The sequence below is a fragment of the Microbacterium sp. LBN7 genome (assembly GCF_045690345.1).
Classification (GTDB): domain Bacteria; phylum Actinomycetota; class Actinomycetes; order Actinomycetales; family Microbacteriaceae; genus Microbacterium.
This window is the reverse complement of the sequence record NZ_CP147856.1, coordinates 2,838,472-2,851,561: the sequence shown is the minus strand read 5'-3', so window position 1 is coordinate 2,851,561 and position 13,090 is coordinate 2,838,472. Positions and strand designations below refer to the sequence as shown.

Annotated in this window: 13 protein-coding genes; 4 read left to right on the top strand and 9 right to left on the bottom strand. The window is 69.7% G+C overall.

From position 1 onward, the window contains the following. Genes LBN7_RS13705 through LBN7_RS13685 form a run of 5 tightly spaced genes read right to left on the bottom strand, consistent with a single transcriptional unit; the run spans nucleotide 1 to nucleotide 5,460 of the window. Nucleotides 1–1,563 (bottom strand): ATP-binding cassette domain-containing protein, encoded by a 1,563-nt coding sequence (locus LBN7_RS13705; protein ID WP_407359964.1) that lies wholly within the window; start codon nucleotides 1,561–1,563, stop codon nucleotides 1–3. Further along, the gene (locus tag LBN7_RS13700) at nucleotides 1,560–2,444 is read right to left on the bottom strand and encodes an ABC transporter permease (protein ID WP_341947628.1); all 885 of its coding nucleotides are present in this window, start codon (nucleotides 2,442–2,444) and stop codon (nucleotides 1,560–1,562) included. The genes LBN7_RS13705 and LBN7_RS13700 overlap by 4 nt, the downstream gene beginning before the upstream one ends. A gap of 2 nt (nucleotides 2,445–2,446) precedes the next feature. Further along, the gene (locus LBN7_RS13695) at nucleotides 2,447–3,490 is read right to left on the bottom strand and encodes an ABC transporter permease (RefSeq protein ID WP_407359963.1); all 1,044 of its coding nucleotides are present in this window, start codon (nucleotides 3,488–3,490) and stop codon (nucleotides 2,447–2,449) included. Between the two features lie 5 nt (nucleotides 3,491–3,495). Beyond that, nucleotides 3,496–5,052, bottom strand: a complete 1,557-nt coding sequence (locus tag LBN7_RS13690) for an ABC transporter substrate-binding protein (RefSeq protein ID WP_407359962.1) — start codon at nucleotides 5,050–5,052, stop codon at nucleotides 3,496–3,498. Between the two features lie 33 nt (nucleotides 5,053–5,085). Continuing rightward, nucleotides 5,086–5,460, bottom strand: a complete 375-nt coding sequence (locus LBN7_RS13685; protein WP_407359961.1) for a DUF427 domain-containing protein — start codon at nucleotides 5,458–5,460, stop codon at nucleotides 5,086–5,088. A gap of 206 nt (nucleotides 5,461–5,666) precedes the next feature. Between LBN7_RS13685 and LBN7_RS13680 the strand changes: the two genes are divergently transcribed. Together LBN7_RS13680 and LBN7_RS13675 are read left to right on the top strand one after the other, a co-directional pair. Further along, entirely contained in the window at nucleotides 5,667–6,716 is a 1,050-nt protein-coding gene (locus tag LBN7_RS13680) for an iron-containing redox enzyme family protein (RefSeq protein ID WP_407359960.1), read from the top strand. Next, complete coding sequence (locus tag LBN7_RS13675) at nucleotides 6,713–6,919, top strand: CDGSH iron-sulfur domain-containing protein (RefSeq protein WP_407359959.1); 207 nt, start codon at nucleotides 6,713–6,715, stop codon at nucleotides 6,917–6,919. The genes LBN7_RS13680 and LBN7_RS13675 overlap by 4 nt, the downstream gene beginning before the upstream one ends. A gap of 129 nt (nucleotides 6,920–7,048) precedes the next feature. Here the strand turns inward: LBN7_RS13675 and LBN7_RS13670 are convergent, their stop codons facing one another. Next, nucleotides 7,049–8,590, bottom strand: coding sequence for a DUF222 domain-containing protein (locus LBN7_RS13670; RefSeq protein WP_407359958.1), 1,542 nt, complete (start codon nucleotides 8,588–8,590; stop codon nucleotides 7,049–7,051). Nucleotides 8,591–8,814: 224 nt separating this feature from the next. Between LBN7_RS13670 and LBN7_RS13665 the strand changes: the two genes are divergently transcribed. Continuing rightward, nucleotides 8,815–9,666, top strand: coding sequence for an MBL fold metallo-hydrolase (locus tag LBN7_RS13665; protein ID WP_407359957.1), 852 nt, complete (start codon nucleotides 8,815–8,817; stop codon nucleotides 9,664–9,666). Continuing rightward, nucleotides 9,663–10,589 (top strand): shikimate dehydrogenase, encoded by a 927-nt coding sequence (locus LBN7_RS13660; RefSeq protein WP_407359956.1) that lies wholly within the window; start codon nucleotides 9,663–9,665, stop codon nucleotides 10,587–10,589. Before LBN7_RS13665 ends, LBN7_RS13660 begins: the two co-directional genes overlap by 4 nt. Nucleotides 10,590–10,663: 74 nt before the next feature. On the opposite strand, the gene LBN7_RS13655 is transcribed toward LBN7_RS13660, so the two are convergent. The 3 genes from LBN7_RS13655 to LBN7_RS13645 are packed head-to-tail and all read right to left on the bottom strand — an operon-like array spanning nucleotide 10,664 to nucleotide 13,037. Then, a complete protein-coding gene (locus tag LBN7_RS13655; RefSeq protein WP_407359955.1) occupies nucleotides 10,664–11,194 on the bottom strand; it encodes a hypothetical protein in 531 nt (176 codons plus the stop codon). Next, entirely contained in the window at nucleotides 11,191–12,171 is a 981-nt protein-coding gene (locus tag LBN7_RS13650; RefSeq protein WP_407359954.1) for a transketolase family protein, read from the bottom strand. Before LBN7_RS13650 ends, LBN7_RS13655 begins: the two co-directional genes overlap by 4 nt. Further along, the gene (locus tag LBN7_RS13645) at nucleotides 12,168–13,037 is read right to left on the bottom strand and encodes a transketolase (protein ID WP_341947618.1); all 870 of its coding nucleotides are present in this window, start codon (nucleotides 13,035–13,037) and stop codon (nucleotides 12,168–12,170) included. Before LBN7_RS13645 ends, LBN7_RS13650 begins: the two co-directional genes overlap by 4 nt. Nucleotides 13,038–13,090: the final 53 nt, after the last annotated feature.

Here is a 13,090-nt window from a genome sequence, read left to right as displayed (position 1 = left end):
TCACGCGGCGACGATCTCCGGGACGCTTCGCGCAGTGTCGCCGCGCAGGCTGCGAGCGGCATCCACGAGGGATGCCGAGTAGGGATGCCGGGGGTCGCCGAGCACGTCGTCGACCGCGCCGGTCTCGACGATGCGGCCGTGGTGCAGCACCGCGACACGGTGGGCGATGCGGCGCACCACCGCGAGATCGTGCGTGATGAACAGGTACGAGACGCCGGTGCGCTCCTGCAGCTCGATGAGCAGGTCGAGCACCTTCGCCTGCACGCTCACGTCCAGTGCGGAGGTCGGCTCGTCGCAGATCACGAGCGGGCTGCGTCCTGCGAACGCCCGGGCGATCGCGACCCGTTGCTTCTGGCCGCCGGAGAGCTCGTCGGGGAGCTTGTCGAGCACGTCCGGCCGGAGGCCGGTGGACAGCGCGAGCTCCTCCGGATCGGTCTCGCCTTGCAGCAGCTGGATCGAGCGGGCGAGAGTCTGGCGCACCGTCCGGCGCGGGTTCAGCGAAGCGTCGGGGCTCTGGAACACGAACTGCACGGGCACCTTCGACGCGGCATCCGTCTTCTCGAGCGTCACGGTCCCTTCCGCGCGAGCGAGGCCGGCGATCACGCGGCCGAGCGTCGTCTTGCCGCTCCCGGACTCGCCGACCAGACCGAGGACCTCTCCGCGGCCGATGTCGAGGTCGACGCCGTCGAGCGCGAGGGCCGAGCCGTAGCGCTTGGTCACCCCGCGCACCGAGAGCAGGGCCTCGGCGTGCGACGAGACCCCCGGTCGTGAGGGCGCATCGAGAGGCGGGACCGCGTCGACGAGCAGCCGCGAGTAGGCATGCTGCGGTCGCTCGACCACGTCGCCCGCCTCGCCGTACTCGACGAGCTTCCCGCGCTCGAGCACGCCGATGCGCTCCGCATGGCTCGCGACGAGCGGCAGGTTGTGGCTGATGAGCAGGGTCGCGAAACCGCGCTCGCGACGGAGCCGCCCCACGAGCGCGATCACCTCGGCCTCGACGCGACTGTCGAGGCCGGTCGTCGGCTCATCGAGGATCAGCAGCCGCGGGTCCGCAGCGAGCGCCATCGCGATCACGACGCGCTGCTGCTGCCCTCCGGAGAGCTCGTGCGGGAAGCGGTGCACGAGCTGCCCGGGGTCGGGCAGACCGACGTCGTCGAAGGCCGCGAGGGTCGCCTTCCGGGCGTCCGCCGCCCGCAGCCCCTGCAGTCGGTAGGTCTCGGCTACCTGGCTGCCGACCGTGCGGGTGGGGTTCAGCGCCCGGGACGGCTCCTGGTACACGAAGCCGATCCGCGTGCGCCGGTAGTCGCGCAGGGCGCGCGGGCCCAGGCTCAGCACATCGACGCCGTCGACCGTGAGGCGATCCGCAGCGATCACCGCTCCCGCGGGGAGGAAGCGTGCCAGCGCGAACGCGATCGTGCTCTTCCCGGAGCCGGACTCGCCGACCAGTCCCAGCGCTCCGTGGGGTGCCACGTCGAAGTCGACACCGTCGACCGCGCGGTGCCGCTGACCGTCGACCTCGTAGTCCACGGTCAGCCCGCGGACGCTCACCAGGGGTTCAGTCATCGTCGGAAGACCTCTCGGAAGTTGTCGGCGATCAGGTTGAGGGAGACCACCAGCGAGGCGATCGCGAGCGTGGGGAACGCGAGTGTCCACCACGCGGCCTGCAGGTAGGTGCGGTTCTCGTTGACCGCGAGCCCCCAGTCCGGCGACGGGGGCGCGGAGGCGAGTCCGAGGAACGACAGCGACGACGAGATGAAGATCGCACCGGCGATGCTCAGCGTCGCCTGCACGAGGATCTGGGGCCACACGTTCGGCAGCAGCTCGCGGAAGACCAGCCGGACCGCGCTCTCGCCCTGGATGCGTGCGCTCGGAACGTACTGCTTGCCCATCTCGACGAGCACGGCCGCCCGCACGATCCTGGCGATGCCGGGAGCGAAGAGGATGCCGACGGCGATGATGATCGTGAGAGGGCTCCCGCCGAACGCGCCGACGATGACGAGCAGGAAGATCAGGGTCGGCAGCGTCAGGAAGATGTCGAAGCCGCGCATGAACAGCTGGTCGACCCAGCCGCGGCGGAAGCCGGCGATGAGTCCGAGGGTGGATCCCAGCGCGGTGGCGAGGGCGGCGCCGAACGGTCCGACCAGCAGAGCGGGTTCCGCGCCCGCCAGCACGCGCGCGAACACGTCGCGTCCGATCCGGTCGGTGCCGAACAGGTGCGCGGCGCTCGGCGGCGAGAGTCGTTCGCCGGTGTCGCCGAACGGGTCCAGGCCGAGCAGTCGCCAGCCGACGGCGGCGAAGACCCAGAACAGCACGATGACGGCGCTGATCGTGAAGCTCGGTCGCGCGATGAGCAGGCGCCAGCGCCGGAGTCGCGATGATCCCGCCTTCGGCGTCACCACGAGCTCGGCGATCTCGGCATCCGGACGCGATGCGGCGATGGTCATCGTCATTCCCCCTCTTCGAAGCGGACGCGGGGGTCGATCAGCACGAGCGCGATGTCGGTCAGGAGCAGGGCGAGCAGCGAGATCACGCCCGTCACCATCACGCCGGATTCGAGCAGGAAGATGTCCTTCTCGACCGTGGCGGAGACGAGCAGCGCACCGAGCCCCGGATACCCGAAGAGCGTCTCGACGATCGCGCTGCCTCCGAGGAGGCTGCCGAGGTAGATGCCGAGCAGCGAGACCGTCGGGATCACGGCGTTGCGCGCGACGTGTCCCAGCGTGAGCTGCGGGCCGTGCAGTCCCTTGATGACGGCCGTGCGGTAGTACTGCGAATCGAGCGTCTCGAGGACGCCGGTGCGAGTCATCCGCGCCAGCACGGAGAGGTAGCCGAGCGCGAGCGTGACCGCCGGCAGCACGAGCGCGCGGAGCACGTCGCCGGGAGGGCCGTCGAGACTGATCGACGACTGGATGGGGAACCACCCGAGCGTCAGGCTGAACACGATCAGCAGCAGCACGCCGACGACGAACTCCGGCACCGAGGCGAGCGACATCAGCCCGACCGTGAGGGCACGGTCGGTGCGCGAGCCCTCCCGCCGCGCCTGGAGCGCGCCGAGCGCGAACGCCACCGGCACGAGGATCACGAACGCCACCGCCCCCAGGAAGAGGGAGTTGCCGAGCCGCTCGAGCACGAGGTCCCGCACGGGGGCGCCGTAGATGAGGCTCGTCCCCCAGTCGCCGGTGACGAAGCCGATCAGCCAGGAGAAGTAGCGCTCGATGACCGGTCCGGTCAGGCCGTGCGCCTCGTTCCAGGCCTGCACCTGCTCGGCCGTGGCGTACTGCCCGAGGGCATTGCGACCGGGGTCGCCGGGCACGATCTTGATGAGCCAGAACACCAGCACCGACACCACCAGCAGCACGAGGGGCACCTGGAGGAGACGCTGGCCGATCAGGCGCGGCACCTGGCTGTGCCGGGAGCGGAGGACCGCCAGCCCTCGTCGGGCGTTCGCCTGCGCCGAGGCAGGCGCATCCGACGAGAAGCCGACGGTCATCGCACTCACTTCCCTTCGACGGAGATGCCGGCGAAGTTGTAGCCGGACCAGAAGTCGATCGGGGCGATGAACTCGCCCGTCACCCGCTTGCTCTCCAGCACCTCGGAGCGCACCAGGGCGGGGATGATGGTCGGCACATCGGTCCACTGGATCTCGGAGATCTCGGTGAGGAGCTCCTGCCGCTCGGTCTCATCGGTCGTCGCGTCGAACGCGGTGACGAGTCGGGCCAGCTCCGGGTTGGCGTAGTGCGCCGCGTTCCAGGCGGCACCCTCGGCGTAGAACAGACCGTAGTACTGCGACGGCACGCGCTTGCCCCAGCTGGTCACCGTGAGCGGCGCATTGAGCCACGGGGAGTCGGCACCTTCGGCGTAGTACTGCTCGTCCGAGAGGACCTCGAGCTCGACGTCGAACCCGTCGACCGCGTTGAGCTGCTGCTGCAGCACTTCGCCGAACAGCTGGAACGAGGTCGTGATCGTGAACGACACCGTGCGCCCGTCGAGCAGGTCGGCGACCTTCTCGAGATCCTGCTCGCGCTGCGGGATGCCCTCCGGCTGCGGCAGGTAGTCCGGCAGCACGGGGTAGTCGTTGCCGACCGCGGCGGTTCCGCCGTAGACGTTGTCGACGATGCCCTGTCGGTCGACGGCCCACGCGAGCGCCTCGCGGATCGTGGGGTCGTCGAAGGGCGCCTTCGTGACATCGAGATGGATGCCGTAGAAGTAGCTGTAGCCACTGGAGAGGGTGTCGTAGTCGTCCACGTCGACCGTCGCGAGCACGTCGGGGGTGACCGAGATGCGATCGATGTCGCCGGCCTGGAACGCGAGCACCGACGCCTGCGGATCCTTGTAGATCTTCAGCTCGATGCCGTCGAGCTGAATCTCGTCGGCGTTCCAGTAGTCGGGGTTCTTCACGTAGGTGACGCTCTGCCCCACCTCGTAGTCCTCGAGCAGGAACTGCCCGGCTCCGACCGGCGCGTCGAGCCATGTGCCGGGCTCGTAGTCGGCGGGGAGGATGCCGGTGTTGTTGCCGGCGAGCAGACGGGGGAAGTCGGAGAACGGACGGGCGAGCGTGAACGCGACCTGGCCCTCCCCGGCATCCGACACGGAATCGAGGATGCCGGCGAACGCGCTCTTCGCCGGCGAGATGCTGTCGTCGCCGATGATCGCGTCGAACGTCGCCACCACGTCGGCGGCCGTGACCGGGGAGCCGTCGTTGAACAGCGCACCGTCGCGGAGCGTGAAGGTCCAGGTGAGACCGTCCTCTGATGCCGACCATTCCGTGGCGAGGCGGGGCAGCGCCTCGCCGTCGGCCGTGAAGCTGACGAGCTGCTCGGTGACGAGGCCGGCGATCAGCTGCGCGTCGCTGTCAGCGACGGTGAGCGGATCGATCTCGGCTCCGGGCTCGGTGATGCCGATGCGATAGACGGCTTCTGCGGCTCCGTCGGCGCCGTCACCCGAGGCCGAGGAGGTCGCGCAGCCGGTGAGGGCCAGCAGGGTCGCGCTGACCGTCGCGACGAGCGCGAGCGCGCCTCGTCGTCGGGCGGGCGGAGAGGTGAGAAGGGTCATGTGCGGTGTCCTCGGGTATCGGTACGGGTGCTGTCACTGCGGCAGGAGTTCCGCGGCGTCCACCTGGACGCGCTCGGAGTAGAAGGCGACGTACCCGGCGATGGACTCCAGGTAGTCGAACGGGGTCGGGTACGACCAGGCGATGTCGGTGGCCGGGTCGGTCCGGAGGGCCCAGTAGTCGTCCGCATCGCCCTTGACGGGACAGTGGCTGCGGGACTCGGTCGGCTGCAGCAGATCCCAGATGACGTCTTCACGAGGCAGGTAGTAGCGATCGGCATGCTTCGTCTCGTGCAGCACGATGGCGCGTGTCGAGTCCGCGATCACCTGGTCGCCGGCGGTGACGCGCACCCGGTGAGCGGCGGGTTCCGTGGTGACGCGGTGCGTGCTCTCGGCGGTGGTGTCGGACATGGATGCTCCTTCGTCGTTCGCGGGTACGCCCATATAAGCGCCACCGCCGCAGACGGCGAAGGGAGGTTCCGCACCGTGACGACACATGTCGTCGCGTGTCGGAACAGACGCTGCGCATGCCTGACCGATGGCCGCGCGTCAAGTCCCTTGGACGCACGTCGCTTTCGGGTCAGGCTCGGAACGTTCGAACCCCCAGGAGCCTGATCATGACCCTTTCCACCCTCTCCTCCGACACCGCTCTCGCCTTCGCGGACCGCGGGCCGCTCAGCCACGCGATCCTGTCGCGACTCACCGGCGGCGAGGACTCGGGCGGCTTCGACACCTCCGTACTCGCGACGGATGCCGTCGCCGCGACCGCCGATATCGTGCACGACGACGACATCCAGCTCGCCCTCTTCCTCCTCTACTCCTCCGCGTACGGCTCTCTTCCCGAGCTCGATGCCGACCTGGAGTGGGATCCGGCACTCCTCACGACCCGTCGCATCCTTGAGGACGCGTTCGAGCGCGCACTGCGTGAGACGGTCCCGATGCCGGAGATCCCGGAGCCGACGGTGGATGCCGTCGGGCGGGCGCTGTTCGCCCTCGCCGCGGCCGACACGGGCCCCAGCCTGTCGCGCTACTTCGCGAGGAAGGCGACCACGCAGCAGGCCGAGGAGATGCTGGTCCAGCGTTCGGTCTACACGCTGCGCGAAGCGGACCCGCACTCCTGGGCGATCCCGCGGCTCGAGGGCCGAGCCAAGGCCGCGCTCGTCGAGATCCAGTCCGACGAGTACGGCGGCGGGCGCCCCCATCGCGTGCACGCAGTGCTCTTCGCGAACGCGATGCGGGCGGCGGGTCTCGATGCCGCATACGGCGCCTACGTGGACGAGGTCCCGGCGCTCACCCTCGCGTCGTTCAACATGATGTCGATGTTCGGGCTCAACCGCCGCCTGGTCGGCGCGGTCGTCGGTCACCTCGCCGCGTTCGAGATGACCTCGTCGATCCCCTGCCGGCTCTACGCCGACGGTCTGCGCCGACTCGGCTTCGATCAGGACGTCGTGGAGTACTTCGACGAGCACATCGAAGCGGATGCCGTGCACGAGCAGATCGCCGCGCGAGACCTGGCTGGCGGTCTGGCCGAGGATCGGCCGGAGCTGCTCGCCGACATCATGTTCGGCGCCGCCGCATGCCTCACGGTCGACGGCTGGTCGGGCGCGCACATGCTCGACGCCTGGGCTGCCGGCGAATCCTCCCTGCGGCGACCGGTGACGTCATGAGCGCCGACGACGCACCGACGACGATCACCCCCTACCCCGACGGCCCGCTGCTGGTTCGGGGCGAGATCGAGCTGCGCACGCCGGAGGGCGAGCTCATCCGCCCGCACCGCCGCACCATGGCGCTGTGCCGGTGCGGACTGTCGGTCATCAAGCCGTTCTGCGACGGCACGCACAAGGCCGCGGGGTTCCGGACCGACGACTGATCCTCTCGACGCCGGGCCGGCTCCGTCAGACGGCCCCGTCAGACGGCCCCGTCAGACGGCCCCGTCAGACGGTTCCGTCAGACGGCTCCGTCAGGCGGCTCTGTCAGACGGCCCCGTCAGGCGGCCCCGTCAGGCGGTGGCGAGGTGTCGCGGGGCGCGCGGACGCGGTGCGCGCCAGCGCCCGAGAGGGTCCCACCAGGCGGGTCCACGGATCTCGGGTACTCCGTCGTTCATCCTGATCTCCCACCCGGACCAGTCCAGCGATCGGTGATGCCACCAGCAGAGCGGGACACCGTTGTCGGTATGTGTCGGACCGCCGCGGGCATGCTTCGTGACATGGTGGATCTCGCACCACGACGCGGGCACGTGGCAGCCGGGGATGAGGCACTCCCTGTCACGGGCGATGATCGCTCGCCGTTGATGCACGGTGAACACCCGATCGGTCACGCTGATCCCCACGATCCGCCCCCCGTCGAACAGCACCCGCTGGATCGCGCCGGTGCAGGCGGTGTGCGCCGCGACATGCAGCGGGACCGGGGACTCCGACCCGGCCATCGTCGCCCACCCGCGCCCTGAGGCCAGGTCTTTCGCGTCGACGTGGACGACCAGGGTCGGGGATGCTCCACCCAGCGTGGGCGTGTCGGCATGGCGCGCGGCGATGCCGAGCGCGGCGGCGAGGGCATCGTGCCGCTTCTGCGCGGAACTGCGCCGATCGAACGGCTCGTCGCCGTCAGGCGCATCCGCATCCGCGCCCGCGCCGTCGCCGGCGTCGCCGGCGCTTTCGCTGTCGCCGCCGCATTCGCCGCCGCATTCGCTGTCGCCGCCGCTGTCGCTTGCGCTTTCGCTGTCTTCGAACTGCACTCCGGGCTTCGGGGGTCCGTCGGTCTTCGGGTTGCACTGCGCGTCGAACACCGCCTGCATCTGGGCTGCGACATCCGGGAGGATGTTCCCGCGGATCGCGTGGAGGCCGTTGCGAAGGCGGCCGATCGTGAAGAACCGCTGGTTCTGCGCACTCCGATCCGAAGGCTCCGGCCCGTCGGGGTCCATCGCCGCGGCGATCATCTGCGCGTACTGTCGCAGGTCCTCCGGTGTCGCCGGCGGACCTGGCTCGTCAGTGCCCTCGGCCGCCTCGGCTTCGCCCCCCGCATCCACGTCAACGGGGTCAACCGAGTCATCGAACATCGTGCGGTACCCGCGGGCGCAGGCCGCCAACAGGGCATCCGCCTCGAGGACCGTCTCCCGCCCGACCTTGTGCGCCGCCTTGTCGATCGGCCCCACCGCCGCCAGGAGACCTGCGACACCGATCACCCCGTCGAGCATCGCCTCTCGCAACGCTGGAAACCTCGCCTGCAGCCGTTCCCCGGAACTGACGCTGATCGGCCGCCGCACGGCATCCGCGGTCTTCCCGACCCGCGTCGCGCCCGCCACATCCGTCCGCAGCACCCGCTGCAGCAGCTCGTTCTGCCCACGGCATCCGAACGTGTGCGAGAAGTCCGCGTGTGCGGACGCGGTCGTCTCCACCACCACGGCCTCGACCCGCCGGAACGCGTCTCCCGCGACGCGCAGCACGTCCATCCGCTTTTCATCCGGCAACCCCGCCAGCACGTCCGCGGACAGCACCGCATCGAGGTCGGCGATGACCCGATCCAGGAGTTCCTTGGTGCTGTTCATACCCCCAGTCAACCCGGGGCCACCGACATTCAGACCCCGAGAATCACCAGATCAACGGCCAAATCTGATATTCCGGCATACGTTGCACCGGCGAGAGCGCCTCACCCCGACCCCGCCTGCGACGGCGCGCAACAGACCGCGGAACCCATGCTCGCCACCCACTCGATCTTGCAGGATATTTCTGGGCTAGCTATCGTTAGAGAAATTCTTTCGAAGGAGCTGCGATGACGCCCGCCCGATTCCCACTGGACCCCCGATTCCCTGCACCCGCCGGCCAGGAGGATGCCGTCGTCCTCTGGTGGCTCGGCCAGGCGGGGTTCGCGATCCGCTCCGGCGACGAGCTCCTGTTCATCGATCCGTATCTGAGCGACGTGCTCGCCGACAAGTACCGCGGCCGGATCTTCCCGCACAGCCGGATGCATCCGAGCCCCGTGAACCCCTCAGACGTCACCGGACTCTCCCTGGTGCTGTGCACGCACGGGCACACGGACCACATGGATCTCGGGTCCATCCCCTACCTGCAGAGCGCGAGCGACCCGCTCTTCGTCGTCCCCCGCTCCGAAGCGGTGAAGGGCGTCGCGCGCGGCATCCCGGCACAGCGGCTGCTGGGTCTCGACGCCGGTGAGTCGTTCCGCAGCCGCGGCGGCATCACGGTGACCGCCGTCCCCGCCGCGCACGAGGAGCTCACGGCCGACGATCACGCGCAGAACCTGTTCCTCGGCTACGTCATCGAGGTCGGCTCCGTGCGGATCTACCACTCCGGCGACTGCGCCCCGTACCCCGGCCAGGCCGACATCGTCCGCGCCCTGAACGTCGATGTCGCCCTCCTGCCCGTGAACGGCCGCGATCCGCATCGCCGCGACCACGGCGTTCCAGGGAACTTCACGCTGGAGGAGGCGGTGGCGCTCTGCCGCGACGCCGGCATCCCCTCCCTGGTCTGCCACCACTGGGGTCTGTTCGAGTTCAACTCCGCCGACCCCGTCGACCTCGCCCAGCGGCTGTCCGACGTGGATGACATCGCGTGGCGCATCCCCGAGCTCGGCGTGCCGTTCATCACGGTGGGAGCGTCCGCATGACCTCCACCTTCTGGTTCTTCGGGGTCTCCACGGCCGACTCCGCGATGCAGCGGATCTATCCGCTGTGGATGGACGAGCTCGGCATCCGATCCACGCTCGTCGGCGTCGACTTCCCCCTCGATGCTCCTGCCGCCGAGTATCGGGCCGCCGTCGAGCGCGTGATCGCGGAGCCCGGTTCGATCGGCGGACTCATCACGACGCACAAGCTCAACGTGCTCGCGGCGGCCCGCGATCTGTTCGCGGACCTCGACGACTCGGCCCGCCTGCTGCACGAGGTGAGCTGCCTGGCGATGCGCGACGGCGAGCTTCATGGCGCGGCCCTCGACGACCGCACGAGCCGACGCGCCCTCGAGGCCCTGATCCCCGACGGCCACTGGGATCGCGGCGGCGAGCTCCTGCTCCTCGGCGCGGGAGGCGCGTCGATCGCGACGACGCTCGGCCTGCACCGGGCGGCCGCCGAAGGCCTGCCGGTCCCGTCGCGCATCCACGTCACCGCGCGCTCCCCGCAGCGGCTCGAGGAGATGCGCGCGCTGCACGAGCAGATCGGCTTCCCCATCCCCGTCGTCCCGCATGTCACGGCCGACCCCAGCGAGGCGGATGCCGTCGTCGCCGCCCTGCCCCCGGCATCCGTCCTCGTCAATGCGACGGGCATGGGCAAGGATCGACCGGGCTCTCCGCTCACCGACGACGTCGACTACCCGCTCGGTTCGATCATCTGGGACATGAACTACCGCGGACCGAGGCTGTTCCTCACCCAGGCCGAAGCCCGACGGACGGAGCGCGAACTCATCGTCGAGGACGGCTGGGACTACTTCGTCCACTCCTGGACCTCGGTCGTCGCGGAGGTGCACGGGATCGACATCCCCGCCCGCGGCGAGCTCTTCGATCGCCTCTCGCAGATCGCCCGCTCCACGATGGCATGAGAGCACGACGGCATGAGAGGAGGGGCGGCGGGATCCCGCCGCCCCTCCTCCGGGCCTCGTCTGCTCCCGTGCGCCTACACGCCGCCGTCGTAGCGCGAGCTGCTGTCGTAGTAGCCGCTCGGGAAATACAGGCTCGGGATGCCGAACTCCCCGTACATGTCGATGATCTTGCGGTTGTCGTCGATGCCGAGGATCGGCTCGATGCCCCACGCGAGCATCCGCCCGATCTCGATCCGCTTGTAGTCCACGGCGACGGTGGCGTCGTCGTCCTCCCGCGGCGGCCGGCACACGAGCAGGTCGAAGCGGAGCCCCTGCGCGGCGAGCCACTCCCGGGTCACGATCGCGACCTCGTCGACCCGGGCGGTGAGGATGATGATCGTCACATCGTCGCGCATGCACGACAGCAGGGCACTCCCCGCCTCGATCACGGCATCCGCGTGGACATCGCGATAGAACGACTCCCAGTCGGGCGTCTCACGGTGCAGGTAGTGCTGCCGGTGCATCGCATCCGCGAGCACACCGTCGAGATCGAAGACGACCGCCGGGCCGGGGCGCACCTCGGTGGCGGCATGCCAGTGCGCGTGCGGGAGGGTCGCGGCGGTCATGCGAGAGCCTCCCGCGCGACGGCGGCGATGCCGGGCGCGTCCAGCCGGTAGTGGGCGTAGAGATGCGTCGGCGGCGCGATGAGACTGTACTCATCGTGGATGCCGTGGCGCACGAGCCGGGCACCGGAGGGCGCCTCCGCCATGACCTCGGCGACGGCGGCACCCAGGCCCCCGAGGACGTTGTGCTCCTCCACGGTGAGCACGACCCCGCTGCGCCCGGCGGCGGCGCGGACGAGCTCGTCGTCGAGCGGCTTGATCGTCGGCATGTCGATGACTCCCACCGAGAGCCCCTCGGCCCGGAGTTCCTCGGCCGCGGCGAGCGCCGGGTGCACCTGCGTGCCGCACGCGATGATCGTGAGGTCGGTCCCGGTCGCGTGCTCGATGCCCTTCCCGAACTCGAAGACCACGTCGTCGCCGTACACCTGCGGATCGCGGCCGCGACTGGTGCGGAAGTAGATCGGCTCCGGCCAGTCCGCCGACGCCCTGATCGCCGCGCGGAGCTGCGGTCCGTCGGCGGGCGAGACGATCGTGAGCCCCGCGATGGCGCGCAACGCGGAGATGTCCTCCGTGGCGTGATGGCTGGTTCCGTAGAAGCCGAGCGCGATGCCGGTGTGATGCCCGATGAGGCGCACGGGGAGCTGGGTGTAGGCGACGTCCATGCGGATCTGCTCGCAGCACAGCAGCGCGAGGAACGAGGCAAAGGTCGCCACGAACGGCACGGCGCCGGTCGTGGCGAGCCCCGCCGCGGCCGAGACCATGTTCTGCTCGGAGATCCCGAACTGGACGAAGCGATCCGGATGCCGCTGCGCGAACTTCACCAGCCCGTTCGAGTACTGCAGGTCGGCGGTGCCGGCGACGACGGGCACTCCCGCCTCGACGAGGTCGAGCAGACCGTCGGAGAGGTGGTCGAGGCCCGGGTTCTGCGCGTTGATGCTCCGGTACTGCCAGGAGCCCTGGGCCAGCTGCGGCGCGCTCATGCCCGACCCCCTTCCAGGATCTCGGCGACGGCTCTCTCGGCATCGGCGGGCATGAGGTATCCGAGGTGCCATCCGGGCTCCTCCTCCATGTACGACACTCCCTTTCCCTTCTTCGTCTGCGCGATGACGCAGCTGGGCGCTGCACCGTCGGGGCGCTCCGCCAGCGCGAGCAGCAGATCGCGCACGGCGGCCGCGTCGTGGCCGTCGACCTCGTGGACGTTCCACCCGAACGCCCGCCACTTGTCGGCGAGGGGTTCGATGCCGATCACGTCATCGACGCTGCCGTCGAGCTGGAAGCCGTTGCGGTCGACGATGGCGACGAGCTTTCCGAGCCGGTGGTGGGCGGCGCCGAGCGCGGCCTCCCAGACCTGGCCCTCCTGCATCTCGCCGTCGCCGAGCATGACGAAGACGCTGAAGTCGCGCCCTGCCATCCGGCCGCCGAGCGCCATGCCGAGCCCGTTCGACAGCGCGTGGCCGATCGACCCCGAGCTGAAGTCGATTCCGGGGACCTTGGTCATGTCCGGGTGGTCGCCCAGCGGGCTGCCGAGGCGCGTGTAGCCGTCGAGGACCTCGGTCGGGAAGTACCCGAGGTCGGCCAGGATCGGGAAGAGACCGACGGCGGCATGCCCCTTGCCCATCAGGAATCGGTCGCGGTCGGGCCAGTCGGGGCGAGCGGCATCCGTGCGCATCACGCCGTAGTAGAGCGCGGCGAAGATCTCGGCGGCCGAGAAGACAGAGCTGTAGTGTCCGACCTTCGCGATCTCGATGAGGCGGATCGTCTCGGTCCGCACGAAGGCGGCTCGATCGGCCAGGAGAGCGGCGTCGGCGGTGGGTCGGTCGGGTGTGAGCGTCGTCGATGAGGGCACGGGAGACATGCTCATTGAAATTTCCCCCGGTGTCAAGCTACGGTCGAATAAAT